This is a genomic window from Paraburkholderia sp. 35.1, from assembly GCF_050436525.1.
GTDB classification, from domain to species: domain Bacteria; phylum Pseudomonadota; class Gammaproteobacteria; order Burkholderiales; family Burkholderiaceae; genus Paraburkholderia; species Paraburkholderia tuberum.
In genome coordinates this window covers 3,894,918-3,919,681 of record NZ_JBNDMJ010000003.1, presented here as the reverse complement: position 1 = coordinate 3,919,681, position 24,764 = coordinate 3,894,918, and the positions used below count along the sequence as shown (strand labels likewise).

The 24,764-nt window shown below is 63.8% G+C and carries 24 protein-coding genes and 3 pseudogenes; 20 read left to right on the top strand and 7 right to left on the bottom strand.

What is annotated here, in order from left to right; translation table 11 throughout:
- Window positions 1-8: 8 nt before the first annotated feature.
- On the bottom strand, window positions 9-137 hold the full coding sequence (locus OKW27_RS38430) for a hypothetical protein (RefSeq protein ID WP_429336524.1): 129 nt from the start codon (window positions 135-137) through the stop codon (window positions 9-11).
- Window positions 138-443: 306 nt separating this feature from the next.
- On the opposite strand from OKW27_RS38430, the gene OKW27_RS38425 reads away from it, so the two are divergent.
- The 3 genes and pseudogenes from OKW27_RS38425 (at window position 444) to OKW27_RS38415 (ending at window position 3,879) form a co-directional block, all read left to right on the top strand.
- Entirely contained in the window at window positions 444-1,133 is a 690-nt protein-coding gene (locus OKW27_RS38425) for a CBS domain-containing protein (protein WP_429336523.1), read from the top strand.
- A gap of 1,283 nt (window positions 1,134-2,416) precedes the next feature.
- Window positions 2,417-2,965: pseudogene (locus OKW27_RS38420) on the top strand (universal stress protein); the annotation flags it as partial.
- A 263-nt stretch (window positions 2,966-3,228) separates the two neighbouring features.
- On the top strand, window positions 3,229-3,879 hold the full coding sequence (locus OKW27_RS38415; RefSeq protein ID WP_429336522.1) for a BON domain-containing protein: 651 nt from the start codon (window positions 3,229-3,231) through the stop codon (window positions 3,877-3,879).
- A gap of 161 nt (window positions 3,880-4,040) precedes the next feature.
- On the opposite strand, the gene OKW27_RS38410 is transcribed toward OKW27_RS38415, so the two are convergent.
- Together OKW27_RS38410 and OKW27_RS38405 are read right to left on the bottom strand one after the other, a co-directional pair.
- Complete coding sequence (locus tag OKW27_RS38410) at window positions 4,041-4,622, bottom strand: lipocalin family protein (protein WP_429336646.1); 582 nt, start codon at window positions 4,620-4,622, stop codon at window positions 4,041-4,043.
- Between the two features lie 231 nt (window positions 4,623-4,853).
- A complete protein-coding gene (locus OKW27_RS38405; protein WP_184043572.1) occupies window positions 4,854-5,150 on the bottom strand; it encodes a DUF1488 domain-containing protein in 297 nt (98 codons plus the stop codon).
- Between the two features lie 96 nt (window positions 5,151-5,246).
- Between OKW27_RS38405 and OKW27_RS38400 the strand changes: the two genes are divergently transcribed.
- From OKW27_RS38400 to hypE, 17 genes are all read left to right on the top strand, one after another.
- A complete protein-coding gene (locus tag OKW27_RS38400; RefSeq protein ID WP_429336521.1) occupies window positions 5,247-5,459 on the top strand; it encodes a ChaB family protein in 213 nt (70 codons plus the stop codon).
- Between the two features lie 302 nt (window positions 5,460-5,761).
- The gene (locus tag OKW27_RS38395) at window positions 5,762-6,148 is read left to right on the top strand and encodes a hypothetical protein (RefSeq protein WP_429336520.1); all 387 of its coding nucleotides are present in this window, start codon (window positions 5,762-5,764) and stop codon (window positions 6,146-6,148) included.
- Between the two features lie 354 nt (window positions 6,149-6,502).
- Window positions 6,503-6,976, top strand: a complete 474-nt coding sequence (locus OKW27_RS38390; protein ID WP_429336519.1) for a hypothetical protein — start codon at window positions 6,503-6,505, stop codon at window positions 6,974-6,976.
- Window positions 6,977-7,047: 71 nt separating this feature from the next.
- Window positions 7,048-9,453 (top strand): phosphoenolpyruvate synthase, encoded by a 2,406-nt coding sequence (gene ppsA / locus OKW27_RS38385; protein ID WP_429336518.1) that lies wholly within the window; start codon window positions 7,048-7,050, stop codon window positions 9,451-9,453.
- A gap of 40 nt (window positions 9,454-9,493) precedes the next feature.
- Complete coding sequence (locus OKW27_RS38380) at window positions 9,494-10,462, top strand: 1-phosphofructokinase family hexose kinase (protein ID WP_429336517.1); 969 nt, start codon at window positions 9,494-9,496, stop codon at window positions 10,460-10,462.
- A gap of 461 nt (window positions 10,463-10,923) precedes the next feature.
- The gene (locus tag OKW27_RS38375) at window positions 10,924-11,577 is read left to right on the top strand and encodes a CBS domain-containing protein (protein WP_429336516.1); all 654 of its coding nucleotides are present in this window, start codon (window positions 10,924-10,926) and stop codon (window positions 11,575-11,577) included.
- A gap of 55 nt (window positions 11,578-11,632) precedes the next feature.
- Window positions 11,633-12,796, top strand: coding sequence for a 4Fe-4S dicluster domain-containing protein (locus tag OKW27_RS38370; RefSeq protein WP_429336515.1), 1,164 nt, complete (start codon window positions 11,633-11,635; stop codon window positions 12,794-12,796).
- Window positions 12,783-13,241, top strand: a complete 459-nt coding sequence (locus tag OKW27_RS38365; protein WP_429336514.1) for a cyclic nucleotide-binding domain-containing protein — start codon at window positions 12,783-12,785, stop codon at window positions 13,239-13,241. Before OKW27_RS38370 ends, OKW27_RS38365 begins: the two co-directional genes overlap by 14 nt.
- Window positions 13,242-13,386: 145 nt before the next feature.
- Window positions 13,387-14,082 carry an FAD/NAD(P)-binding protein gene (locus OKW27_RS38360; RefSeq protein ID WP_429336513.1) on the top strand — a complete coding sequence of 232 codons (696 nt, stop codon included), beginning with the start codon at window positions 13,387-13,389 and terminating at the stop codon, window positions 14,080-14,082.
- Between the two features lies 1 nt (window position 14,083).
- Window positions 14,084-14,890 (top strand): oxidoreductase, encoded by an 807-nt coding sequence (locus OKW27_RS38355; protein WP_429336512.1) that lies wholly within the window; start codon window positions 14,084-14,086, stop codon window positions 14,888-14,890.
- Window positions 14,865-16,154 (top strand): Ni/Fe hydrogenase subunit alpha, encoded by a 1,290-nt coding sequence (locus tag OKW27_RS38350; RefSeq protein WP_429336511.1) that lies wholly within the window; start codon window positions 14,865-14,867, stop codon window positions 16,152-16,154. Before OKW27_RS38355 ends, OKW27_RS38350 begins: the two co-directional genes overlap by 26 nt.
- Window positions 16,103-16,681, top strand: a complete 579-nt coding sequence (locus OKW27_RS38345) for a hydrogenase maturation protease (protein WP_429336510.1) — start codon at window positions 16,103-16,105, stop codon at window positions 16,679-16,681. The genes OKW27_RS38350 and OKW27_RS38345 overlap by 52 nt, the downstream gene beginning before the upstream one ends.
- Window positions 16,674-16,952, top strand: coding sequence for a hydrogenase/urease maturation nickel metallochaperone HypA (locus OKW27_RS38340; protein WP_429336509.1), 279 nt, complete (start codon window positions 16,674-16,676; stop codon window positions 16,950-16,952). The genes OKW27_RS38345 and OKW27_RS38340 overlap by 8 nt, the downstream gene beginning before the upstream one ends.
- Before the next feature lie 6 nt (window positions 16,953-16,958).
- A complete protein-coding gene (gene hypF / locus OKW27_RS38335) occupies window positions 16,959-19,283 on the top strand; it encodes a carbamoyltransferase HypF (protein WP_429336508.1) in 2,325 nt (774 codons plus the stop codon).
- The gene (locus tag OKW27_RS38330; protein ID WP_429336507.1) at window positions 19,283-19,522 is read left to right on the top strand and encodes a HypC/HybG/HupF family hydrogenase formation chaperone; all 240 of its coding nucleotides are present in this window, start codon (window positions 19,283-19,285) and stop codon (window positions 19,520-19,522) included. The genes hypF and OKW27_RS38330 overlap by 1 nt, the downstream gene beginning before the upstream one ends.
- Window positions 19,519-20,649: a hydrogenase formation protein HypD gene (gene hypD / locus OKW27_RS38325; protein ID WP_429336506.1), complete on the top strand. Its 1,131-nt coding sequence runs from the start codon at window positions 19,519-19,521 to the stop codon at window positions 20,647-20,649. The genes OKW27_RS38330 and hypD overlap by 4 nt, the downstream gene beginning before the upstream one ends.
- On the top strand, window positions 20,646-21,695 hold the full coding sequence (gene hypE, locus OKW27_RS38320; protein ID WP_429336505.1) for a hydrogenase expression/formation protein HypE: 1,050 nt from the start codon (window positions 20,646-20,648) through the stop codon (window positions 21,693-21,695). Before hypD ends, hypE begins: the two co-directional genes overlap by 4 nt.
- Window positions 21,696-21,723: 28 nt before the next feature.
- Here the strand turns inward: hypE and OKW27_RS38315 are convergent.
- From OKW27_RS38315 to OKW27_RS38300, 4 genes and pseudogenes are all read right to left on the bottom strand, one after another.
- A pseudogene (locus OKW27_RS38315) lies at window positions 21,724-21,900 on the bottom strand (cytochrome D ubiquinol oxidase subunit II); the annotation flags it as partial.
- Between the two features lie 89 nt (window positions 21,901-21,989).
- Complete coding sequence (locus tag OKW27_RS38310; RefSeq protein ID WP_429336645.1) at window positions 21,990-23,420, bottom strand: MBL fold metallo-hydrolase RNA specificity domain-containing protein; 1,431 nt, start codon at window positions 23,418-23,420, stop codon at window positions 21,990-21,992.
- A gap of 79 nt (window positions 23,421-23,499) precedes the next feature.
- A pseudogene (locus OKW27_RS38305) lies at window positions 23,500-23,857 on the bottom strand (hypothetical protein); the annotation flags it as partial.
- Window positions 23,858-24,001: 144 nt separating this feature from the next.
- Complete coding sequence (locus tag OKW27_RS38300; RefSeq protein WP_429336504.1) at window positions 24,002-24,670, bottom strand: SagB/ThcOx family dehydrogenase; 669 nt, start codon at window positions 24,668-24,670, stop codon at window positions 24,002-24,004.
- Window positions 24,671-24,764 lie beyond the last annotated feature (94 nt).

Below are 24,764 nucleotides of genomic sequence, written 5' to 3'. Positions count from 1 at the left end.
CGCAGGCACTACCTTGACTTGTCGAGTACGTCCAGGTTGACGAGCGGCACGTACTTCCATGTCACCGCCGCCTTCGACGTGTCGTCCATGGCCGAGCGCCCGCCCGCGCGATCGAACATGGGAGCGAACGGCGCCATGAAGCGGTGTTCCGCAGAGCGCGCGAGCGGGAGGACGACGTCAGCGCTACGGCAAACGCGAGTTACGCCTGCTATTCGACAGCAGACGGCCGGCGCCCAGTTGATCTGAGTCAAGCGACACAGCGCCGCCGCTACACATCGAGCGAGAACTTCACGCGTGGGTCTCCGGGATGATCCATGTCAAATGACACGCTGCCGTGCCGGCCTAATCTCGAACCATACGAGCGCTCGCGGGCAGCTTGGTGCCCACGACCGAGGACGGCCTTTTCCGCCCATTAAACGACCCATCTGTTCAGGAGCGTTGCCATGCGTGCATCCGATGTCATGACCGGTACGGTCATATCGGTCACACCCGACATGACCGTGCGAGAGGTCGCGCAAATATTTGTCGACAACGGCATTAGCGGTGCGCCGGTGCTGGATCCCGACGGCACCGTCGCCGGCATGATCAGCGAAGGCGATCTGCTTCGCCGCAACGAAATCGGCACCGACGTGCGCCCGCGAACTTCATGGCTGCATCTCTGGTCTGCCAGTCACGAGGCACGGGACTACATCAAGACCCATGCGCCAAAAGTGCGCGACGTGATGACAAAGGACGTGGTGACCGTTCAGCCCGACACGTCCCTGGCCGAAGTGGCCGCCATTCTGGAGACGCGGCGCATCAAACGTGTGCCCGTGACCAAGGCGGGGCAGCTTGTGGGCATTGTGAGCCGCGCCAATCTTGTGCAGGCGCTGGCGAGCGTCCCGGATGAGCCGACATCGGATGTGACGCTCGCGGATGGCGAAATTCGCGCAATCTTGATGGACGAGCTCGCGGGCCGTAACTGGGCATTCGCCGGACGCAATATCGTGGTCACCAACGGAGTCGTGCATCTGTGGGGCATATTCCATTCGATGGAAGCCGTCGATGCGGTTCGTGTGGCGGCGCAGGCCATACCTGGCGTCAAGGGCGTGGAGGATCATACGGAGCCGTATCCAGCGATGCCCGGCATCTAGCAGATGGTGGCCGAAACGGCGCGGCATTCAAGATGGGAGGCGTGCCTTGCGACGTGCCGGGGGAGCCGGCGACGTTTCCCGCGTCCGCCGCCGGGCATGCCGCAGTTGGCGTGGCTGACCGCGTGGAGAATCCGGCGGACAAGACGGCGATACTTCCGATGCATACCGAGTAACGGCCTTCGGATTCAACTCAGTGGGCTCGGAGGTATGAAAGCAGAATCGTCGGCGTCGACTTCGACGCGCGAGCCAGAGCCAATATGGCAATCTGCCGCTGATGCGGCAATGAATGAGTTCGCCCCCGGTTGTTTTGCTCCGATACCAGAGCTCCGATACCAGATCATGCGTTCCGATCCAGCGTCGAGCACATCGAGCGGTGTTGACTCGCGTGTTGCGCCTGTTGCGCCGGTCGTGGCCGTTGAGGCTGGCGTGCCAACCTCAGGACCATTGCCGCGGGCAACGGATCAACGGTTGCCGTCTGCCAGCCAGGCTGGTGTGACAAAGGCGCGTCACGGGGAGGGCACCTTCCTCTCTTCTGCGCATTCAGCGCGATGCTATGACGTGAGCCTTACACCATCGGACGGGAGAGGCAGGTGCTATCGAGTAAAGCAATAAACCCGGATGTCGAGCCGACCGCCCATGGAGGGCGCGCGGCATCAACTGCAACTTATCGGCGCATTTTCATTGGTGCGCGGGGTGGTCATTTCCCGGGCGCTCTGATTGACTATGCATCCGCGTGGGCGGGCCGCGAGACGGTACTGCAAGTCGCCGCGGCGCTAGCGCGGCCTGCCGGTGAGGGCACGCGGTTACGCGACTCGGGCGATGCGCGCCGTACGGCCGAGGAAATATTGCGGACTGCCCAAGCCCTGCTTGCGATGCGTGGGCTCAACGCAAGCACGGCGCCTCTTGCGTTGTCGCACCCCGACGCGAACAGCGTGCATGCACTGGCCGAGGCGGCTCGCCGTTGGGGCGCCGACTTGCTGCTGACTGACTGCGCCGGGCCGGCCAGTCTTGCGCGTGAGGTGCATTGTCCGGTACTCACGTTGCCTGCTGGGGGCATCGGACGGTGCCACGTGCCGCCCGCGCGGATTTTTGCGAGCGGCAGTCTCCGAAGCCATGCGAATCGCCGCCGATCGCGCAGCAGTGCGAGTCGGCTATGTGGCATGTTCGCCGCAGGATCGATGGGACAGGTTAAGCCACGAGGCTGTGATTCTTCAGCCGGCGCACGAGGGAGATGACATCGCGCAGGCGATTGGACTGGCCGCTCGGGAATGGCGCGCCGACCTGCTCGTGATACTAAACTGGCGCGCGACGCTGGCGAAGTCGTGGCACGCGCGAGCGCCTCGTTCGCGGACGCCGGCATCGAGATGGAGTCGGTCGTCATCGAAATTTCACGGCAAGGCGGCTACACCGCCAATGCCTTGATCGATGCCGCGAGCGAATGAAAGGCGGACCTGCTCGTCGTAGGTGCGCATCAGCATCACGGCCTGTTGCGCTGGATCGAAGGAACCGTCTCGGAGTTCGTCACTACTGAAGCGCCGTGTTCGATTCTCATCGTGCCTGCCAGCTACGAAGCGCCGATCCAGCCGTCACCGCGCCGGGTCCTGTTCGCGCTGGACGGAAGCGCCGCCTCGCTGGACGCTTTGCATTTTGGACTCCAACTGGCGATGCCGGAGTCCCGCCTCCGTGCAATCTACGTGATAGACCGTGCCGCCCACCTCCCCGATGCCGCGCCGATCCGGGTTCTCGAGGATGCCTTTGTCGAAGAAGGAAAGGTGATTCTGGCTGCGGCGGAAAGGGTCTTTGCGGACTTGTCCAATGCCTCCGAGAGCGCTTCGAATCACTGCCGCTGTCTTGCCGCAGCGCTCCACCGGCGATGCGCAGTTGAAGTGCCCGCAGTGCCGGGGTGGCGTTGCCCCGGTAGGGCGGACTTCGATCATGGGAACACCGGGCGCAGCGTCCGACGCGCGGGCCAGCGGTGCGCTCCATGATTGACCTCGGTCAATTGAATCGTGCGGAGGCGCATTAGTCTGAGTGCGTGACGTATCCGCGGCGGGACACCGTGTCGCGTTGCGATAATTGCTGAGGAGAATTTTCCATGAAGCCGGACAGTCAACTGAAACAGGAAGTCGAGGACGAGCTGATGAACAATTCAGCCGTCGACGCAAACGGAATAGGTGTTGCCGTGGTCGACGGCATCGTGACGCTCAGCGGGCACGTTCCGGACTACGCGAAGAAAGTCGCGGCTGAGAAATGCGCACTCAGAATAGCCGGAGTCGTCGCGGTGGTGGTCGGCATCGACGTTAAACTTCACGAGTCCGAACAGCGCACCGACGAGGACGTTGCCTTGAGCGTGCGCGCCGTTCTCGACTGGATCACGGGCCTCGAAGAGCAGGCGATCAAGATCAAGGTCGAAAAGGGTTGGGTGAGCTTGAGCGGTGAAGTCGAGGACGGTTACCGCAGCCACATCGCCGAGAAAAACATTGTCCACATGCGTGGTGTGACGGGCGTGACGAACGACATCCGGATTCGTGGCTCTGCTTCCCCGATCGAGATCGAGTACAACATCCGCAAAGCCATTCAGCGCCATACCGATCGTGAGTTGAAGCATGTGGGCGTCGAAGTCGACGACGGCAGGGTGATCCTGTCGGGGCGTCTCAGTTCGTCCATCGAGCGCTCCATCGTATCGGGGGCTGCGCGTTCCACGCCTGGCGTGAAGGCTGTCGTGGACCGTATGGTGATCGGCTGACGCGGCGAAGCCGGCCGCTGGCGCGTTCATTGCCGTGCATGGCTGACTCTGGCGGGGCGGACAGTGCCCCCCCGAGTGCGGCCATGCCGACCATCGCGCCGGGACAGCAGGCAGGAGTGGCTCTGCCGCCGTGGCTCGGCTCTCCGGTCTTGTCCAGCGACTCATTGAAAACCGGGCTGGCCGATTTGCTCCGCGCTTTGCGGAACCCGCCGTACCCGGTTCAGGTTGACGCCCATGCGGGCAAGACGCGCGCGCATCTCCGCATAGGTGGCTTCATCCATCGCTGGACTACGTGAGAGCAGCCACATCATGTCGCCGTCGGCCACGCAGCGGATCGTGTAACGGTAGTCGGGATCCACATACGCTGTGACGACCACTACTTCCAACGGCCAGATCAGTCCCACGCGCCATTTCGTGTTACCGGTTCCGGGCATCACCTTCGCCACAAAATGGCTTCCCGTGACCGGCGCGTCGAAGTCGTGACGCCGGCCGAGATATTTATCGTCGATCCTTCCATCGCCGCGCAGCGTCCACTCGTCGTAATTGCCGACGTAATCGTGCTCACTGAGAACCGGCGTTTCCGCGATCACGTACCACAGTCCCATGTACCGGTCGAGGTCGATCGGCGGGCCCGACCTACATGCCGACGGGGGCGCTGGCGGGTGCGGCGGGACTGCCGGATCGTACGCGCAACCGGCAACGCAGATGACGAACGAGGCGACGCACGCAAATGATTTGTGCATAGGGGTGTTGGACATCTCTCTCGACGTCAATCGGACGGCGCTGTTCGCGTTGCTTCGGCAAGGAGTCGAAGTTGAATACTTCGATCACCACTTTCTGGAGCGATTCCTGAAAATTCCAATCTGAGGGCGCACATCGATACGATACCGCGCCCGAAATTTGCACGAGCATGCTCGTGGACCGGAATGTAGGAGGAGAACATCGTCTCTGGGCGATCGAGTCTTCATTCATATTCAGACGCAATCGGGGCGCGCACCCAGCCTGAACCTGAAATGGCCGCTGTGCAGCAGCAGTTGTTTTGTGTCCACCAGGTGCAGAAGGTCGCGGGCGATATTCTGTATTTCGGACCGATGGCGGGTGAACGCGTTTAGCAGATCTGCCGAAGAGGGCGATTTCGCGCCAAAGTGATCTTCCAGCGCTTCGGCTGAAATCGCGCAATCAATGCTTTTTCCGTCGACGCATGCATCGAATCCAATGGTCAGATTCGAGCCGCGATACTCCGGTGCGGTGGGGGGAAAGGTGATGCGCATCGCTATACTCCTTCCGGATCACGAAGTGCCGTCCTGCGTTCATCATCGGCGCGATCTCGCATCAGTTGCTGATCCATATCAAAGGGGGGGTGAGGCATGCCCTACTACGCCAACTCAGATCTACGTTCGTCCGTGCAAGCTCACTTGCCCCCGCATGCGCAGGACATCTATCGTGCCGCCTTCAATCACTCTTACGCAGCGCATGCCGGGGATGCGCGACAGGAGGAGATTGCTCATCGAATTGCGTGGGCAGCGGTGAAGCGCTCCTACATCGGGCAAGTCGCTGGTCTTTCATCTGCCTCCGGATAGGTCAAGGCTTATTCGACACCCGGTCCTACCGTGCAAAATTGATATGAATCAAGCATTTTTTGACGGACGGCTGACAGCCTGAGCTCTGCGCGGCAAGTGAATTGAAGGCGAAGATGACGAGTGCAACGGAAACGCGGTGGTGATTCCAATGAGCACGATCGCCGCGCATCGATGCTTGATCGACATCAACATCTCCAACGCCCGCGGAGCGATGCTGTCTTCCGTATACGCCGCCGCGTTGGGATGCCTGCTCGACCGGCACGGAAAACGACCTCGAGCGCGCCACTGCGATGGCGCGCCACATGGTTGCCCGTTACGGGATGAGCAAGCGGATCGATCTCGTCGCTGTCGGCGATGCTGACGGCCAGGTGACAGGAAGGATGTTCCCCGCCTTCAATAGTGGGCAATGCAGCGACAGCACAGCCCAGTTAATCGACGAGGAAGTCAGGCGGCTTCTTGCGGAAGCGAACGACCGTGTCACACAGACGCTGGACGAACGGCGTGCATTGCTCGAGCGCATAGCGCAGCGGCTGGTGCAGCGCGAGGTGCTTGATCACGACGCACTGGCGCAGTTGATCGCGGACCAGCACGCGGACAGTTCTGCTCGTGCCGATACGACAGACGTTGCGAATCATGTGGCCGATGCGGGAGTAGTCCTTCCGGCGTTAGCCGCCGGCATAGGCGAGTGAGTTTGCTCTGCCCGTCGGCAGCGCCGGCAGTGCGGCCGGCTAACGAAGGAGCGCGCGCCAGACGGGGCGCGGCCGGTCACGGGCGCGCAGGGGGATAAATTCAACCGGCTACCTGAGGGCTGAATGTTGTCAATTGCGTGGCGTGGCCAGAAGGTGAATAAATCTCCAGGACACGCGGGACTACCCTTATCCGTTGACGTGTAAATCCTTGATGCGCATCAATTCGTCATCGGACTGCGAGGGCATTCTCTGTTTGACAGAATGAGTCGCTTGCGCCGAGTGGCGCAATCAAGCGCTCGCGACATCGCGACTAAGGCGCGTGCTCTCCTGCGCGACGTGTGAACGGAGGTTGACATGAACTGGCTGACAGAATATTTCGCTCAACAGACGAAGTCCCTGACAATTTCGCTGTGGGCTTATCCACCACTGGCGCTCGGTCCCGACGGGCCGGTGACCCGCCCGGCCCATTCCTTGCCCTATCCGGGCGTCCAGCTTGTCTTTACGCCAGGCGAAGTGATCAAACGCGGCGATCTCTTTTACGACCTGCCCGCACGCTATGACACGATGAAGCCCTTGGCGACGGACTTGAGCGGGGTTGTGCGAGACGAGCCGGCGTTATCTTTCTTTCGCGAGATCACGATTTATGCGCCGTCGTGCCTGAATCGTGACTGTCTGATCACGGTCAATGGCGCCTTTTCGTTCGTGCCGATTTTTGCTTCGGACGGCGCCCCCGGCTTTCTCGGTACAAGCACCGCGCACGCTGAGCTTCCCGCATCTTCTCCTCAGATGGGACTGCCCTGGTTCTTCCAGGGCTACGTCAGCATTTGAATTCGCTGATTTGTTCGCTCACCGGTCCGCCCGACCGGTGGCCGGACGGTGGCATGGCAATGGAGCTGGACATGGCTTACGACACTTCTCACGTCGTCTGGTTCGAGGAATTGCGGCGCGAGGACGTGCCTCGCGTCGGTGGCAAGAATGCCTCGCTGGGTGAAATGGTATCGAACCTCGCCGCGCGCGGCGTCAAAGTGCCACCGGGCTTCGCGACCGTTGCGGATGCCTACTGGTGCTTCATCGACGAGAACGCGCTGCGCCCAAAGATTGCCGCCGCACTCGACGATCTGTCGGAAGGGCGGCTGAGCCTTGCCGAAGCCGGCGATCAGATTCGCCGGGCGATCTTGCATGGAACGTGGCCCGACCGGACAGCGCAGGCCATCCGGGCAGCCTACCAAGCGTTGAGCCAGCGTGCCGGGCAGGCTGAGGTCGACGTAGCCGTGCGCTCGAGCGCGACGGCGGAAGACCTGCCGGACGCGAGCTTTGCCGGACAGCAGGAAACCTTTCTCAATGTCCGCGGCGAACGCGCACTGCTCGAGGCTTGCCGGCGATGCTATGCGTCGCTCTTCACGGACAGGGCGATCAGTTACCGGCAGGCAAAGGGTTTCGATGACCTGAAAGTCGCGCTGTCGATCGGAGTGCAGCTCATGGTGCGCTCCGATCTGGGGGGCGCCGGCGTGATGTTCTCGATCGACACGGAGACAGGCTTCGACAAGGTGGTGCTGATCAATGCCGCGTGGGGGCTCGGAGAAAATGTCGTGCAAGGCGCGGTCGATCCCGACGAATACGAGGTGTTCAAGCCACTGCTGGACGACCCCTCGCTGTCGCCCATAGTCGGAAAGAAAATGGGCGAGAAAGCACACAAGATGATTTACGGGGCCAACGGCGCTCACCGGACGAAGAACGTTCCGGCGTCGAAACAGGAGCGCGCCTCGTTTGTCCTGAACGACAGCGAGATTTTGGCGCTTTCGCGCTGGGCGTGCGAAATCGAAACGCACTATGGCCAGCCGATGGACATCGAGTGGGCCAAAGACGGCGCGACAGGCGAAATGTTCATCGTTCAGGCCCGGCCTGAAACCGTGCAGTCACGCCGCGAAGCAAGCGCGGTGAAGACCTACCGGATCGGCAAGACGGGGCGCAAGCTGTTGTCCGGTGTGAGCGTCGGCGAGGCGGTGGCGGCGGGCAGCGTTTGCGTCATCGAGCATGTACGAGATATGGGGCGTTTTGTCGACGGAGCCGTGCTGGTGACTCAAACCACCGACCCCGACTGGCTGCCGGTCATGAGGCGCGCGGCCGCGATCATCACGGACCACGGCGGGCGCACATCGCACGCGGCAATCGTCAGCCGTGAGCTTGGCTTGCCGGCGATCGTCGGGGCCGGCAATGCCACGCACGTCCTGCACGACGAGCAGCAGGTCACGGTGTCGTGTGCGGAAGGTGACGAAGGCTTTGTCTACGACGGGATCGCCGATTACGAGGTGGAGGAAATCGACTTCAGCAGTATTCCGGCGACGCGCACCCGCGTGATGCTCAATCTCGCGAATCCCGCTGCTGCATTCCGTTGGTGGCGCATCCCGGCCGACGGTGTCGGGCTCGCGCGCATGGAATTCGTGGTGAGCAATCACATCAAGATCCATCCGATGGCGCTGGTGCGCTACGACACGTTGCAGGACGTTCATGCGAAGCAGACGATCGCCGAGCTGACTGCGGGTTATGCGAGCAAGACCGATTACTTCGTCGAGCGTCTGGCGCTCGGGCTTGGGCGTATCGCAGCGGTTGAGTTTCCGCGCCCCGTGATTATCCGCATGAGCGACTTCAAGACCAACGAGTATGCCCATCTGATCGGCGGGGCCGAGTTCGAGCCGCAGGAAGAGAACCCGATGCTCGGCTTTCGCGGCGCGTCGCGTTACTACTCTGCGCGCTATCGCGAAGGCTTCGCACTCGAATGCAGGGCGATTCAACGCCTGCGCAACGAGATGGGTTTCACCAATGTCATCGTGATGATTCCGTTCTGCCGGTCCACCAAAGAGGCCGATCAGGTGCTCTCGGTGATGGCGGAAAATGGGCTCGCGCGCGGCGCAGCGGGGTTGCAGGTCTACGTGATGTGCGAAATCCCCTCGAACGTGATCCTGGCGGGAGCGTTCGCGCAGCGTTTCGATGGCTTTTCCATCGGCAGTAACGACCTGACTCAATTGACGCTCGGTGTGGATCGGGATTCCGCCGAGCTGGCTGAATTGTTCGACGAGCAGGACGATGCCGTCAAATGGATGATTCGCAACGTGATCGCGCAAGCGCATCGCGTTGGCGCGAAGGTCGGGCTGTGCGGACAGGCGCCCAGCGATCACCCCGAATTCGCTGGGTTCCTGGTCGAATGCGGGATCGATTCGGTATCGGTCAGCCCCGACAGCTTCATCGCGGTCAAGCAGCGTGTCGCGGCTGCGGAAGCCGAGGTTAAAACCCACACGGCAACCTAGGCGCGGCGGGTGCGGCAGCGTTTTCACGGAAAGGTCCATCATGGCGGAGATATTGACGGTCACACTGAATCCAGCGGTGGACGTGGCGACCTCCGTCGAGGTGCTGGAGCCGACCCGAAAACTGAGGTGCGCGGCGGCGCGGCGCGATCCCGGCGGTGGCGGCATCAACGTGGCGCGTGTGCTTCAGCGCCTTGGCGGCGATTGTCTTGCGCTGTATCTCGCGGGAGGCCTGACTGGGCGCGTGCTGCAAGACCTGCTCGCGGCAGAACAGGCAGCGAGCGTTTGCCTGAGGATCGAGGGGGAGACGCGGGAGAACTTCTCCGTCTTTGAGACATCCACCGGGCGGGAATTCCGCTTCGTCTTGCCGGGACCTGCGGTCACGGAGCGCGAGTGGCAATCCTGCACCGATTACATCGACGCGCTGGATTCGTCCCCGCGCTATCTCGTACTCAGCGGTAGCCTGCCGCCGGGTGCACCCATCGACATTTATGCGCGCATCGCCAGGTGCGCTCGCGCGCGCGGCATGCGGGTCGTGCTGGATACCTCGGGACCGTCACTCGCTGCGGCACTCGAAGCGGGGGTTTTTCTCGTCAAGCCGAGTTTGAACGAGCTGCGTGGATTGACCGGAATGCCGCTTGTCGAAGAACGGGAGTGGTGCGAGGCGGCACGGCGGATCGTCCGCGACGGGCGAGCATCGATCGTAGCGCTCACGCTTGGCGATCAGGGCGCCCTGGTCGTCACCGGCGACCGTACGCTGCGCGCACCGGCACTCCCTGTGCAGGTGTCGAGCTCCATCGGTGCCGGTGATAGTTTTGTCGCCGCCATGGTTTTGGCTCTCAACCACGATTCGAGCCTGGAAGTTGCCTTCCGGTATGCGCTTGCCGCTGCGTCGGCGACTTTGCTGGTCGCGGGTACCGGATTGTGCGAGCGGGCCGATGTCGAACGGTTTTATCTTGCGCTGGCGGATTGCCAGTCGTTTGGCATCTCCAAGGCGGACGGCGAGGAGTAGAGCGACTTGGCTGCTGCGATCCAAACTACGCTGGACTGGCGGGACGGCATGCGCGGGCCCGAGATCACAGTCGATGTTCGTCGAGGCCGGGTAGCGGGATAACCCCGTTGTGCAGCCAGTTCGAGAAGTCCGGCGCGACTAAAGCCGGACATGTCTGTGTCTCGGGCACGCTCCTTCGTCATCATGGCATTGGCGGATCGACCGCGGGTTGCGGGTTCGAGCTCCAGTGGCCGGTACACACTCAGCGTGGAGGGACGGCGATACCGGCGCCGCCGTCACGTGTCGCATGTCGCATGTGCGGACAACGGGAGCGGATTTCAATCCGCGAAGCCCGGTTCTCGCGCGGCCACGCACGCGACGTGAGACCGAAATGTCGTTCTCTTTGACGCTCGTCAATCGAATGGTCTCGCTCATGCCTACACTCATCTGCAACAGGGTAGGCCCTTGATATGGAGACTCACTTGCGAGCCTCGGACATCATGACGAATCCGGTCGTTTCCATCGCACCCGACAACTCGGTCTACGACGCGGCGAAGCCGCTGATCGACCACCGGATCAGCGGGATGCCAGTCGTCGACGACAACGGCGACGTGATCGGCGTCGTCAGCGAGGGCGATCTGCTCAGACGCGTCGAAACGGGCACGGAAAAGCCACGCCGCTCGTGGCTTGCCGAATTCATGGCGCCTACGCGTGAACTCGCGGCCGAGTATCTGAAGGAACATTCTGCCGGTGCTGCGCGGTGGCACGCGAAAGAGCTCGACGGACACCGCTGGGCGATGGCCGCCGACCGTCTGATCGTCACGGAAGGCATCGTGCATTGCTGGGGCGTCGTGCGTTCCGAGGAAGAGCGTCAGGCGATCCTCGCGGCGGCTGCGCGCGTACCGGGCGTGAAAACCGTGAAGGATCGACCTTGTTCGAGACGACCGGCCCGTTCATCCGGTTGGATTGCGTCGACGGCGCTTCGGGTGCGGGATTCGAATTGCGTCACATCAGGTCGCATTTTGCGCGCGCGGGTCATTCTGCGCGCCACGCGCACTGCTCGCATAAGGCCACTTGAAAGATGGGGTGCCACCATGACGACTAGCCGGAAACCACACGCACCCGACTCGCTCTGACCTTGCTAACGTCAGACAACCAGCACGATCACTGTGTGGTTTCAAAGGAGCTGCGATGGTAGAGCATCCGTTGTCGAAGGGCGACAAGGTGGTCGTTACCCATGAGGCCCTTCAGTCTCTCATCGATGTTCTTGTCACCGACCGGTATCAGGTGATGGGGCCAACCGTGCGGGACGGCGCTATCGTGTACGACAGGATCGCGAGGGTGGCGGATTTGCCGGTCGGCTGGACTGATCGTCAGGAAGCTGGGCGTTATCGCCTCGTGCGGCGCGATGATGCTGCGCTGTTTGGTTTCGCCGTCGGTCCGCATTCGTGGAAGCGTTTCTTGCATCCGCCGGTACAGACGCTCTGGGAGGCGCGAACCGGAGAAGAAGGGCTCGCGATCACCACAGCGGACGAACCCCCGCCGAAATTCGCGTTCATTGGCGTACGCTCCTGCGAAATTCATGCGATCGCGATCCAGGACCGGGTCTTTTGCGAGGGACCTTACCCAGACCCGGTTTACGGCCTTCGTCGCCAGAACGCGTTCATTGTTGCGGTGAATTGCGCTCAGGCCGGCGGGACCTGCTTCTGCGTTTCGATGCAAACAGGCCCGCGGGCGGAGTCCGGCTTCGACCTGGCGCTGACCGAACTGCTTGACGAAGACGTCCATGAATTCCTGGTCGAGGTCGGTACCACAACCGGCGCGCAGGTTCTGGCGCAGATTGCTCATCGGCCAGCTTCGGACGCGCACTGTACGGCGGCCGAGGCGGTTGTCGCGCATACGGCGACCCAGATGGGACGCACCCTGGAGACCGAGGGCATCAAACAGCTGCTGCAAGGCAACCCAAACCATCCGCGCTGGGACGAAGTGGCCGAGCGGTGCCTGAGTTGCGGCAACTGCACAATGGTCTGCCCGACCTGCTTCTGTACGACGGTCGAGGATCACAGCGATCTGGCCGGACAGTCCGCCGGGCGCGTTCGCAAGTGGGACTCCTGTTTCACGATGGACTTCTCCTACATCCATGGCGGCAGCGTCCGGAAGACAGCCCGCTCGCGCTATCGGCAATGGATGACCCACAAGCTCGCGAGCTGGATCGACCAGTTCGGAACATCGGGCTGTGTCGGGTGCGGCCGCTGTATCACCTGGTGTCCGGTCGGTATCGACATCACGGAGGAAGCGGCCGCCATTCGCGCCACCGATACCGCGGCAAAGGAGGGTGAACATGGAGGGGCTTGAACATATTCTGAGTGAACACCCCTTTTTTGCGGGTTTTGATTCCGCGCATAGCCGATTGATCTCAGGCTGTGCCAGAAACCACCGCTTCAATGCCGGACATTATCTGTTCAGGGAAGGCGAGCCCGCGAACGAGTTCTTCCTGATCCGTCATGGCCAGGTGGCGCTCGAGATCGTCGCGCCCGGGCAGCCGCCCATCGTGGTGGCGACCCTCGGCGCCGGCGAGATCGTGGGGGCATCATGGCTGGTTCCACCCTATCGGTGGACTTTCGATGCCAGGGCCGTCGAGCTCACGCGTGCGATCGGCATGGATGCCAGGTGCTTGCGAGACAAGTGTGAGTCCGACCACGATCTGGGTTATGCGTTGATGAAGCGCTTTCTGCCGATCTTCGTGAAGCGGCTGGACGCAACGAGGCTGCAATTGCTCGATGTCTACGGGAAGCGCTGAGATGGCTGCCGCTTGGGCCCCGGATCCGTTCGTGCCACAGATCTATCGTGTCGCGCGGACACGCCGCGAACTCGCCGACACCACAACGCTCGAGTTCGTACCGCTCGCCGGGAAGCGACCCGCTTTTGTGCCGGGGCAGTTCAACATGCTCTACGTGTTCGGTGTTGGCGAAGCGGCGATCAGCATGAGCGGCGACCGGAGCGACGACCGGTCTTTCGTGCACACTGTTCGCAACGTCGGTGCTGTCAGTGCGGCGCTCGCGAAGCTGGAAGGGGGCGCGACGGTCGGGCTGCGCGGCCCGTTTGGAACGGGCTGGCCGGTCGCCGCCGCCGAGGGCTCGGATATCGTCTTCGTAGCCGGCGGCCTTGGCCTCGCGCCGCTGCGCCCGGCAATCTACGACGTGCTGGCCAACCGGAGCCGCTATGGACGCGTGATCATTTTGTTCGGAAGCCGCAATCCGAAGGAATTGCTTTACCGCCGCGAACTGGAACAGTGGCGACAGCGGCTGGATGTCCAGATCGAGGTCACCGTCGATCACGCCGACGCGGGGTGGCGTGGCCACGTCGGCGTCGTGCCGGCGCTGGTAGCGCGTGCGGCCTTCGATCCGCGCGAGACCTTTGCGCTGGTCTGCGGGCCCGAGATCATGATGCGCTTCACGGCCAATGCGCTGCGCGATGCCGGCGTTTCCCCCGAGCGTATCTATCTGTCGATGGAGCGCAACATGAAATGCGCGATCGGCCTGTGCGGGCACTGTCAGTTCGGCCCTGCATTCATCTGCAAGGACGGGCCGGTGATGCGCTTCGACACGATTGCGGGCATCTTCGCGGTCCCGGAGATCTGAGATGGGCGTATCTGCAACGACCCCGCACAAGCGGCCGCGGCTCGCGGTCTGGAAGTTCGCTTCCTGCGACGGATGCCAGCTCTCCTTGCTGGATTGCGAGGACGAACTGCTCGCGCTTGCCGATGCCATCGAAATCGCCAACTTCCCGGAAGCGTCCAGCACCATCGGGACCGGGCCTTACGACCTCTCGCTGGTTGAAGGATCGATCACCACACCGCACGACGCAGAGCGCATTCAGGCGGTGCGGCGTCAGTCGAAACATCTCGTGACGATCGGCGCCTGTGCGACCGCCGGCGGGATCCAGGCGTTGCGCAATTTTGCGGACGCACGCGAGTTCGTGGCCGCGGTCTACGCGTCACCGGAATACATCACGACGCTCTCGACCTCGACACCGATCTCCTCACACGTGCCGGTCGACTACGAGCTGCGTGGCTGCCCAATCAACAAGATGCAGCTCATCGAGGTCATCTCGGCATTTCTCGCCGGCCGCAAGCCGGCGATCGCGAGTCACAGTGTCTGCGTGGAATGCAAGCAGCGCGGCACGGTGTGCGTAATGGTGCAGGGCACGCCCTGCCTCGGGCCGGTAACGCATGCCGGGTGCGGTGCGATCTGCCCGGCTTTCCGGCGTGGCTGCTACGGTTGCTATGGCCCGATGGAGACGCCGAACATGGGTGCGTTGACACGCGAATGGCAGGCGCTCGGCGCGAGACCGCTGGATATCCGCCGCGTGTTGCGCACCTTCAACGCGACGGCACCCGAGTTTCTCAAGGAGAGCGAGGCTCATGGCGACGAAGACGATCCGGGTTGACTACCTCACCCGCGTCGAGGGGGAGGGCGCGCTCGATCTGCATTTCAAGGACGGGCAGGTGATATCGGCGCAGCTCAATATCTTCGAGCCGCCGCGCCTGTTCGAAGCGTTGCTGCGCGGGCGCGGTTTTGCCGAAACGCCCGACATCGTGGCCCGCATCTGCGGGATCTGCCCGATCGCCTACCAGATGAGTGCGGTCCATGCGCTCGAAAACGCCTTCGGCATCAAGGTCGACGGACAGCTACGCGTGTTGCGCCGGCTGATCTACTGCGGCGAATGGATCGAGAGCCATGCGCTGCACGTCGTGATGCTGCATGCACCAGACTTCCTGGGTTTCCCGGACGCGATCCAGATGGCTCGCGAGCACGGCGACGCAGTCCGCCGGGGCCTTGCCTTGAAGAAAGCCGGCAACGAATTGATGCGGCTTCTGGGCGGACGCGAGATTCATCCCGTCAACGTGAAGGTGGGCGGCTTCTACCGCGTGCCGGGCCGCGATGAGCTCGCGCCGGTCGCCGAAAGTCTCCAGCGCGCGCGCGACCATGCAGTGGATCTGGTCCGTTGGGTGGCGGGCTTCGATTTTCCGGCGTTCGAGCGCGACTACGAGTTCGTGGCGCTGCGGCACCCGGACGAATATCCGTTCAACGAGGGGCGGCTCGTCTCCACCCGTGGTATCGATATCGACATAAGCGACTTTGACACCGAATTCGAGGAGCGGCACGTTGCCCACTCGACTGCGCTGCATGCTGTGGTGAAGCAGCGCGGCGCGTATCTGGTCGGGCCGCTCGCCCGCTACGCCATCAATTTCGATCGTTTTCCGCAGCCGGTGCGGGCGTTGGCCCATGAAGCCGGGCTTGGCCCGGTCTGCCGGAACCCGTTTCGGAGCATCGTGGTGAGGGCGCTCGAACTGGTCTACGCGTGCGATGAGGCGCTGCGACTAATCGCGGCCTATGAGCCGCCGGAGTTCCCCGCTTTGCCGGCCGAGCCGCGCGCGGGCACGGGCTTTGGCTGTACCGAGGCGCCCCGTGGGATCTGCTGGCATCGATATCGCCTCGATGCAGACGGAGCGATCATGGAGGCGCGCATCGTGCCGCCGACCTCGCAGAATCAGCCGAGTATCGAGGCGGACCTGATGGCTGTCGCGACCGCCTCGCTGGATCAACCCGACGACGTGCTGCGGGATCGATGTGAACGCAGCATCCGCAATTACGATCCATGCATCTCGTGTTCCGCTCACTTCCTCAAACTTTCGGTGCAGCGGACATGACCCGAACCGTCGATCAGTGTGGCGCGCCACGCAAGGTGTTGGTGGTTGGCATGGGTAACCCCGATCGAGGCGATGACGGCGTCGGAGCACTCGTCGTGCGCAGCATCGCCGGACGGCTGCCGGCCGAGGTATCGCTCGTCGTACGCAGCGGCGATGCGCTGTCGCTGATCGAGGACTGGGCCGGTTTCGATGCGCTGGTGTGCGTGGATGCTGCCGCGCCCGAGGCGACGCCGGGCCGCATCCTCCGGATCGACCTCGCCTCGGAGCAACTGGTGCGGGAGATGTCGTTTGCGTCGAGCCATGCGTTCGGCGTGGCCGAGGCAATCGAACTTGCCCGCACGCTCGGGCTTGCGCCACGCGAGATGGTCGTCTATGCGATTGAAGGCGTCTGTTTCGACCGCGGCGCGCCGGTTACCCCGGAAGTCGCGGCCGCTGTCGATGAAGTGGCCGGGCGTGTGGTGACCGAGGTGGAGCGGCTTAGGCAACCCCTCAGGAAGACCGTTACGGAGATCGAACCTCATGCATGAATCAGGCATCGTCCGAAACCTGGTGCACCGGCTGGAGATTGCCGCACAGGAGAACCGCGCCTTGCGAGTCAGCGGGGTCGACGTTTGGCTTGGTGCGCTCAGCCAGTTTTCGCCGGAACACTTCCGCGAGCATTTCACCGACGAAGCGCGCGGCACCCTGGCCGAGGGCGCCGCGCTGCGTATCGAGGTGTCGCAGGAAGTCCGCCATCCAGATGCACAGGACGTGATGATCACGGGCATCGAGTTCGACGTCCCGGACGGGGAAGGGTGACACGCCATGGACACGACGGGCGTCGATATCGCCGAAGCGGGGACGCGACTCCGGCTGCGGCTGGATGTCACCGGCGCGGTGCAGGGGGTGGGGTTTCGGCCCTTCGTTCATCGGCTTGCCGTCGGCGAGGGGCTGGGCGGCTTTGTACGCAACACGGGCGAGGGCGTGTCGCTCGAAGTCGAAGGCGCCCCACAGGCGCTTGAGCGCTTTCTGGCCAGACTCGACGCGGAAATCGCGCCGCCGGCGGCCATTCATCAGCGGCAAAGCTGCCGGCTTCCAGCCCAGGGCGAGCAAGGCTTCGTGATTGCCCCGAGCGCGACCGGCGGCCCACGCTCGGCCATGGTGTTGCCCGATCTTGCCGTCTGTCCGGAGTGCCTTGGCGAGCTTTGCGACCCGAACGATCGCCGCTACCTGTATCCGTTTACGACCTGTGTGCACTGCGGACCACGCTACAGTCTGATCGAGGCTGTGCCGTACGATCGCTCACGCACGGCCATGCGACACTTTCCGATGTGCGCGGGCTGTCGCAACGAGTACAGCGAACCGGCGTCGCGCCGTTTTCACGCAGAAACGAATGCCTGCCCCGAGTGTGGACCCCAACTCGCGCTATGGGATACGGCGGGCGCCGTGCTGGGCGAGCGGCATCAGGCCCTGCGGTCTGCGGCCGAAGCCGTGCGCCAGGGCCTGATCGTCGCTCTCAAAGGACTAGGGGGGTTCCAACTGATTGCCGATGCCCGCAGCGACACTGCGGTGCGCCGTCTGCGGGAGCGCAAGACGCGTCCGGCCAAGCCGTTTGCCGTCATGGTTCGGAGCCTGGCCGATGCGTCGATGGTCGCCGAGCTTTCCGAGCTCGATCAACGGCTCCTCTGCTCGGCTGCGGCGCCGATCGTTCTGGTCAAGGCGCGAACGGATCTGCCTGGGATTGCACGAGGCATAGCGCCGGCCAACCCGTTGCTCGGGATCATGCTGCCCTGCACGCCGCTGCATGCCCTGTTGATGCTTGAGCTTGGCTTTCCCGTTGTGGCCACGAGCGGCAACCGGGGCGGCGAGCCGATCGTGACCGACGAGCGCGAAGCACTCGAACGGCTTGCGGGCATTGCCGATCTCTTCCTCGTGCACGACCGCCCGATCCTGCATCCGGTGGATGATTCCGTAGTACGGGTGATAGCGGGACGCGAGGCGGTGTTGAGGCGCGCGCGGGGCTACGCGCCGCTGTCGCTCGCCCTGCCGTTTTCGGCTGGCGCCGAGCCGGGACTCGCGCTCGGCGCGCATCAGAAGAGCACGATCGCGCTTGCCGTCGATGGACAGATCGTGCTCGGCCCTCATATCGGCGAGCTCGCCGCACCCGCAACGCGTGAGGCCTTTGCGCAGGCCGTCGAGGCTATGACGACGCTATACCACGTACGCCCCCGGCATGTCGCGTGCGACCTCCATCCGGACTACTACAGCACCCGTTTTGCGGATGCATCAGGACTGCCGGTGCGACGCGTGCCGCATCATCTCGCGCACGTGCTGGCCGGCATGCTCGACAACGATCTCGCGGGCCCTGTGCTCGGTGTTGCATGGGACGGCGCCGGCTATGGTACGGACGGTTCGATCTGCGGTGCTGAGTTCCTGGCCGTCGACGCGACCCGGTACAGACGGGTTGCGCATCTGCTGCCGTTTCGCCTGGCCGGTGGGGAGGCCGCCATGCGCGAGCCGCGCCGTGCCGCGCTCGGCGCCCTCTATGCGACCTTTGGCGATGCCGCATTGGCGATGACGGACCAGAAGCCCGTCGCCGCTTTCGCCGCGAGAGAGCGACAGACGCTCGGCGTCATGCTGCGCCGCGGCGTCAACGCGCCTCTGACATCGAGCGCGGGTCGGCTCTTCGACGCGATTGCTGCGCTGCTCGATCTCGTGCAGGTCGCCAGCTTCGAAGGCGAAGCAGGGATGGCGGTCGAGTTTGCCGCGCAGCGCGCGCTGAGGTCGGTATCGCTGGCGTCGCTGCGCCTGTCGGAAGACGCCAGCGGCCTCGTGCTCGACTGGCGTCCGATGCTGGCCGCCGTCGTGGCCGCGTGCCGCGACGGCGTCCCCACACCTTCAGTGGCGGCGGCGTTTCATGACGCCCTGGCCGAGGCCATCGTCTGCGTCGCCACCCGCGTTGGGCTCGAGCGCGTGCTGCTGAGCGGAGGTTGCTTCCAGAATGCGCGACTCGTCGAGCGGGCGGTTGAGCGGCTACGCGAGGCGGGCTTCGATCCGTACTGGCATCGCCGCATTCCGCCGAATGACGGCGGCATTGCCGTGGGCCAGGCCGCTTTCGCCGCCCGGCCGCTGAGCGGGGAGAAGATCTGATGTGTCTCGCCATTCCCGGACAGGTTCTGAGCATCGCAGGCGATGAGCCGCTGTTGCGGCAAGGACGGGTCGCCTTCGCCGGCATCGTCAAAGCGGTCTGCCTCGCCTACGTCCCCGAAGCGCAGCCTGGCGACTATGTGCTCGTCCACGCCGGTTTCGCCATCGCCTTGATCGACGAGGTGCAGGCCCTGAGAACGCTGGCTTACCTGGCCGGATTCGAGCCCGAGGATCCCAGATGAAATACGTCGACGAATTTCGCGACCCGGCCGTGACCCGCCGTTATGCCGACGCGATTGCTCGCATCACGACGCGGCCGTGGACCATCATGGAGATCTGCGGTGGTCAGACCCATTCGATCGTGCGGCACGGCATCGACCAGATGCTGCCTCGTGGCGTGAGTCTTCTGCATGGACCGGGCTGCCCCGTGTGCGTGACGCCCGCCAGCATCATTGACGCCGCGATCGCTATTGCAAGCCGGCCCGACGTAACCTTCTGCTCGTTCGGCGACATGCTGCGGGTGCCGGGTGAAACGGGCAGTCTGCTCGCCGCGAGGGCGCGCGGCGCCGACATCCGCATGGTCTATTCGCCGCTCGATGCGTTGACGATCGCGCGTCACAGACCGGAGCGCGAAGTCGTCTTCTTCGCGATCGGTTTCGAAACCACTGCGCCCGCCACCGCCATGGCTGTGTTGCAGGCGGAGCGCGAGGGGCTCGCGAATTTTTCGTTGCTGGTGTCTCACGTCCTTGTGCCGCCCGCTATCGACGCGCTTTTGAGCGACCCGGCCAACAGCGTGCAAGGTTTCCTCGCCGCCGGCCATGTCTGCACGGTGATGGGATATTGGGAATACGAGCCGATCGCGCGCCGCTTCGGCATTCCGATCGTCGTGACCGGCTTCGAACCCGTCGATCTGGTGCAGGGCCTCTACCTGTGCATCCGGCAACTGGAAGAGGGCCGCGCCGAGGTTGAGAACCAGTATCTGCGCACCGTGCAGCGCAACGGCAACCGCCCCGCGCAGGACGTGCTCGGCCGCGTGTTTGCCGTTCAGTCACAGCGGTGGCGCGGTATCGGCGAAATCGCCCGCAGCGGCTTTGGTCTCGCGCCCGCATACGCGCGCTACGATGCGCTGCAGCGCTTTCCGGATATCGCAGTGCCGCCTGAACGCTGCAGCGAATGCATCAGTGGCGAGGTGCTGCGCGGGTTGAAGAAGCCGGGGCAGTGCCCGGCTTTCGGCACCCGGTGCACACCGGAGCATCCGCTGGGCGCGACCATGGTGTCGTCCGAAGGCGCTTGCGCCGCCTACTATCGCTATCGCAGGCCGCTGTCCGCCGATGCAGCGGGTGCGCTCGACTGCACGGGGGGCCTATGAGCGAAACTCCACGCTTCGTCGCGAACTGTCCGCTGCCGGCGACAGGCGGCGACACCATTGAACTCGCCCATGGCGGTGGTGGCCTGCTGACCCAGCGGCTCATCGATGGGCTTTTTCGTCCCGCCTTCGCCGGATCGCCGGACGATCTCACGCATGACGGGGCCGTATTCGATATCGGCGGCGCCCAGCTTGCCTTCACGACCGATTCCTATGTGGTGCAGCCGCTGTTCTTTCCCGGCGGTGACATCGGCTCGCTTGCCGTCAACGGGACGGTGAACGATCTGGCCATGTGCGGCGCCGAACCGCGCTATCTGAGCGTCGGGCTGGTGCTCGAGGAAGGCTTTCCGATCGACGATCTGGGCCGCGTGGTGGTGTCCATGCGCGATGCGGCACGGGCGGCAGGTGTGCGCATCGTGACCGGCGATACGAAGGTGGTCGAGCGCGGCAAGTGCGACGGCCTCTATGTCAACACGTCTGGCGTCGGACTCGTTCTGGCGAGCTCTCCGGTTTCGCCCCGGCAAGTCAGGGCGGGAGATGCCGTGGTGCTGAGCGGCGACATCGGCCGCCATGGCATCGCCATCATGGCAGTACGCGAGGGGCTCGGATTCGAGACCACGATTGCAAGCGACTGCGCGCCGCTGGCGGCCTGCGTGCGGGCGCTGATCGACGGCGGAATCGAACTGCATTGCATGCGCGACCTGACGCGCGGCGGGCTCGCGACCGCATTGATCGAAATCGCCTTGGCGGGCAGGGTGGCGATCCGGCTCGATGAAGCGGCCATTCCTGTGTCGGATTCGGTCCGCGGCGCCTGCGAGATCCTGGGCCTCGATCCGCTTTATGTCGCGAACGAAGGGCGGTTTGTCGCGTTGATGGCGCCTGCCTGCGCGGAGCGGGCCGTCGCGATCCTGCGCCGCTTCTTTGGGGACGCGGCCATCATCGGCACCGTCGAAACCTCCGCCCGTGCGGGCACAGTTGAACTGGGGACGATCGGCGGTGTGCGCGCACTCGACATGCTCACGGGGGAGCAGTTGCCGCGCATATGCTAGTCGCACAGAAGGGGTGGGGATTGGCGTGCAGGCTCTCTTCGGTCTTCCAGTAGTCGAGCTGCGGCCGCACGCCGCACATCTCGGGGCGTTGCAGGAACGACGCGTCTTCGTCGGCCCGCAGGTATGTCGGGCTTTCGAGAAGATGGCGCACACGTGGTGACAGCTGTCGACCGGCTGCGCGCGTGGGTGCCAGCTTACCGGGCATCGTCACGCGCGGCCATGCGGGCCGTAACGGCTTGCCTGTCGCGCGCTTGACGGCGCGGCAGCGCGCGAGGTTTTGCGCAGGGCGTGACATCAGCTCTGCGCTGGGCCGGAGATCGAACATGCCGCAGCGGCGGCCGCGGACCGGCCGTCGAGCGCGGACCTTTCCGCCAGCTCGACGCTTTGCTGATACACCGGCACCGTGCAAGGCCAACCAAGCGTGTCGGTGATTCGACGGCGCAACGCATCGGCGGCGGCGGGCTCACCGTGCGTAATGAACGTTTGCGCGGGCGCCGGCGATATCGCTGCGAGCCAGTTCAGCGTTTCGCTGTAGTCCGCATGCGCGGACAGGGACGAAATCGTCTCGACATGTGCGCGAATTCGCACGTACTCGCCGTGAATCTTTACCGCTGGCTCGTGTGCGGCAATGGCGGCGCCGCGTGTGCCCGCGGCCTGATAGCCGACCAGCGCGATCGTATTCCTGGGGTCCGGCGCATACAGGCGCAAATGATGGAGCACGCGACCGCCGGTGGCCATGCCGCTGCCAGCGATAATGACCATCGGACCATGATGCGCGGCGATCGCTCTGGACTGCTCGACCGTGCGCACCATGACTGCCGCCTTGTCGATCATGGCCGCCTGCGAAGCCGTCAGGCGGTGCTCGCTCAGATGGTGCCGGTACACCTCCGTGACGCCGGTGGCCATCGGGCTGTCCAGATAGACCGGCACGTTTGCCATGCGCCCGGTCTGCTTCAGATGCGCGATGTAATAAAGGATTTCCTGAGCTCGTCCGACCGCGAAGCAGGGCATGACCACGACGCCGCCGCGCGCGAACGTCCGCTCGAATAGCGTGGCCAACTCCCGCTCGGGATCGGTCGTGGCATGCAGGCGGTCGCCGTAGGTCGACTCGACGACCAGATAGTCCGCGTGCGCGAGCTTCATGGGGGCGCGCATGATCGGATCGTTCGGCCGGCCGATATCGCCTGAAAAAGCCAGCACCGTATGGCGCCAGCAGAGCACGACGCTGGCCGCGCCCAGGATATGTCCGGCAGGCAGAAAGCGGAAGCACAATTCGTCGTTCAGTGGGGTGGGGACATCGAATTCGCGTGGCACGATGAGCCGCAGCGCGCGCTGTGCGTCGTCGAGCGTGTAAAGCGGCAGAGCCGGCTTGTGCTTCGAGAAGCCATGACGGTTCGCGAAGTCGGCTTCCTCTTCCTGTAGACGCGCACTGTCGCGCAGCATGATGTTGCACAGGTCGGCCGTGCCGGGCGTGCAGTAGACGGGGCCGCGATAGCCGCTGCGCGCGAGCACGGGCAGGTAGCCGGTGTGATCGATATGCGCGTGCGTGAGGATCACGGCGTCGAGCGTGTCGACCGGCATGGGCAGCGGGCTCCAGTTGCGCAGGCGCAGGTTTTTCGTACCCTGAAACAGACCGCAATCGATCAGAATCCGCAAGCCGGCGGCTTCGAGCAGATATTTCGAGCCGGTGACGGTTTCCGCGCCACCCAGAAAAGTCAGTTTCATCATGCCCTCGCGCGGAACCCGCCCATGGCGGGGATAAATGCCATTGCACTGCATTGGCCTGGCGCAGCTTTGACATGGATCATCGAATGCGGCCGGGCGGTTCGGCTTTCGCTTCACTATCGCATTCGATCGCGCGCCAGAATTCGCATAACTGGGGATGAACAGCGTCGTGCCAGCGTGGGCCCGTGAAAAGATCGTAATGGTCGCACTGGCCGATGGTCGCGCGCCGATGCCGTGGTGCGTCCGGCGCATGACATAGCGCGTGCGCGCAATGAGTCTGATCCGCGCCGGTGATGTCGTCGCGGTCTCCCTCGATCGTGCAAAGCGGGACTTGCCCAAGCGCGCCGGTATTCCAGGCCGACCTGACGCGCAGGGTGCGCGACCAGGATGGCAGCCTGCTGGATGAAGCTCGGATAGACCCGGCGTCCGGACGCAGACGTTGAGCGCGCTTTCGGCGAACGCCTTGGCGAGGCGCCGTTGTGTATCGAGCAGGCCGCACCACATGGGTTGCCTCTTCGGATCAGGCATGCTGCCAACGGAACCCTGCCGGCCGCCCGATAACCGCTGCGCGCCACGCCGCTTCAATCCGCGAGCGAATTCAGTGTCGTTGCCAGCGCGCCTACTGTTTGAGCCAGGATCGGCAATTCGTCCTCGTTCAATTTCAGTGCGTCGCTCAGCGAGCGATGATTGATCCAACCCCGTACGACGCATCCGAGTCCGGCTGAAGCGCAATACAGCGAAACGTTCTGTGCCATCGCGCCCGCCGCGACGGCGGAAAAAATATCGCGCTGCTGAGGCGGCATCGTCAGCAGGCGCGACATGTTGACGACATACACGAGATCGAGCGGTGCGTCGCCGACAAAATCCTGGTATCCCGTCATATTGCGCGCGTCGCTCTCGCGTTTGAGTACGAGCCGATGGTTTGGCGCGTCATAGCGATAGACTCCGTTCGGCAGCACCGCATAAAGGTCGATTTCATTGAAGGCATGGGCCGACGGCGCCGTGCGGCCGCCTGTCGCCGGACGGTTGACGCCGTCCGACGCCCATAGCAGCGCACCAAGCGTCGCGGGCATCAAGGGTGTGTCGGAAAATTCGCGGGTGCTGGCGCGCAGCGCGAGCGCTTTCATCAGCGGCACGCCGCCGGCCATGTCAGGCTTGGGCAGCGTGATCACGGCAGGCGTTTCGCCGCGGGTACGAGAGGGGGCGCGTCCGGGCGCCGGTTCATAGGACAGCAGTTGCATATCGGTCATGATCGACTCCGTTCAAGGTCAGCGCCGGTGCATGCGCAGGTGAACCGCGCACGCGTTTTCACCATAGCCGCGCTGAACGCCTGTGCTTTGATGC

Bases quoted from the DNA above. Each gene is read 5' to 3' on its own strand.
- OKW27_RS38380 (WP_429336517.1), top strand. From the start codon at position 9,494: ATGGCGGAGATATTGACGGTCACACTGAATCCAGCGGTGGACGTGGCG.
- OKW27_RS38345 (WP_429336510.1), top strand. From the start codon at position 16,103: ATGCATCTCGTGTTCCGCTCACTTCCTCAAACTTTCGGTGCAGCGGAC.
- OKW27_RS38395 (WP_429336520.1), top strand. From the start codon at position 5,762: ATGGTTGCCCGTTACGGGATGAGCAAGCGGATCGATCTCGTCGCTGTC.
- OKW27_RS38390 (WP_429336519.1), top strand. From the start codon at position 6,503: ATGAACTGGCTGACAGAATATTTCGCTCAACAGACGAAGTCCCTGACA.
- OKW27_RS38360 (WP_429336513.1), top strand. From the start codon at position 13,387: ATGCTCTACGTGTTCGGTGTTGGCGAAGCGGCGATCAGCATGAGCGGC.
- OKW27_RS38300 (WP_429336504.1), bottom strand. From the start codon at position 24,670: ATGACCGATATGCAACTGCTGTCCTATGAACCGGCGCCCGGACGCGCC.
- OKW27_RS38430 (WP_429336524.1), bottom strand. From the start codon at position 137: ATGGCGCCGTTCGCTCCCATGTTCGATCGCGCGGGCGGGCGCTCGGCC.
- OKW27_RS38370 (WP_429336515.1), top strand. From the start codon at position 11,633: ATGGTAGAGCATCCGTTGTCGAAGGGCGACAAGGTGGTCGTTACCCAT.
- OKW27_RS38340 (WP_429336509.1), top strand. From the start codon at position 16,674: ATGCATGAATCAGGCATCGTCCGAAACCTGGTGCACCGGCTGGAGATT.
- OKW27_RS38355 (WP_429336512.1), top strand. From the start codon at position 14,084: ATGGGCGTATCTGCAACGACCCCGCACAAGCGGCCGCGGCTCGCGGTC.
- OKW27_RS38365 (WP_429336514.1), top strand. From the start codon at position 12,783: ATGGAGGGGCTTGAACATATTCTGAGTGAACACCCCTTTTTTGCGGGT.
- OKW27_RS38400 (WP_429336521.1), top strand. From the start codon at position 5,247: ATGCCCTACTACGCCAACTCAGATCTACGTTCGTCCGTGCAAGCTCAC.
- hypE (WP_429336505.1), top strand. From the start codon at position 20,646: ATGAGCGAAACTCCACGCTTCGTCGCGAACTGTCCGCTGCCGGCGACA.
- OKW27_RS38330 (WP_429336507.1), top strand. From the start codon at position 19,283: ATGTGTCTCGCCATTCCCGGACAGGTTCTGAGCATCGCAGGCGATGAG.
- OKW27_RS38350 (WP_429336511.1), top strand. From the start codon at position 14,865: ATGGCGACGAAGACGATCCGGGTTGACTACCTCACCCGCGTCGAGGGG.
- OKW27_RS38415 (WP_429336522.1), top strand. From the start codon at position 3,229: ATGAAGCCGGACAGTCAACTGAAACAGGAAGTCGAGGACGAGCTGATG.
- OKW27_RS38405 (WP_184043572.1), bottom strand. From the start codon at position 5,150: ATGCGCATCACCTTTCCCCCCACCGCACCGGAGTATCGCGGCTCGAAT.
- OKW27_RS38310 (WP_429336645.1), bottom strand. From the start codon at position 23,420: ATGAAACTGACTTTTCTGGGTGGCGCGGAAACCGTCACCGGCTCGAAA.
- OKW27_RS38425 (WP_429336523.1), top strand. From the start codon at position 444: ATGCGTGCATCCGATGTCATGACCGGTACGGTCATATCGGTCACACCC.
- ppsA (WP_429336518.1), top strand. From the start codon at position 7,048: ATGGCTTACGACACTTCTCACGTCGTCTGGTTCGAGGAATTGCGGCGC.
- OKW27_RS38410 (WP_429336646.1), bottom strand. From the start codon at position 4,622: ATGCACAAATCATTTGCGTGCGTCGCCTCGTTCGTCATCTGCGTTGCC.
- hypD (WP_429336506.1), top strand. From the start codon at position 19,519: ATGAAATACGTCGACGAATTTCGCGACCCGGCCGTGACCCGCCGTTAT.
- hypF (WP_429336508.1), top strand. From the start codon at position 16,959: ATGGACACGACGGGCGTCGATATCGCCGAAGCGGGGACGCGACTCCGG.